Genomic DNA, 273 nt, shown 5'->3' with positions numbered 1-273 from the left:
CATCGACCGCATTAATCGTGCGCGGGCCGAGCCAGCGAAATGATTAGCGGAGAGGGATTCAGCCTATGATCATGGCGCCGGCGTTTTTAAAGCAACTGCAAACCCCGAATTTCGAGATTAAGCCGATCACGCTGATATACGGCGAAGAGCCGTTGTATATCCGCCGTTCATTGGATGCGCTGCGCGAAGTGTTGAAGGGCCAGGAATATTGGCAACGCGACCGTTATGAAGTGGACGCCAATTTCAAGTGGGCCGATTTGAAAATGGACACCC

The 273-nt window shown here is 52.7% G+C and carries 1 pseudogene; it reads left to right on the top strand.

The window, feature by feature from the left end:
• Nucleotides 1–65: 65 nt before the first annotated feature.
• Nucleotides 66–273 (top strand): annotated as a pseudogene (locus tag AWR36_RS15970) (hypothetical protein); the annotation flags it as partial.

This window comes from Microbulbifer flavimaris (genome assembly GCF_001641755.2).
GTDB classification, from domain to species: domain Bacteria; phylum Pseudomonadota; class Gammaproteobacteria; order Pseudomonadales; family Cellvibrionaceae; genus Microbulbifer; species Microbulbifer flavimaris.
The sequence above is the reverse complement of the archived record's forward strand: the minus strand, read 5'-3'. Positions and strand labels throughout refer to the sequence as shown.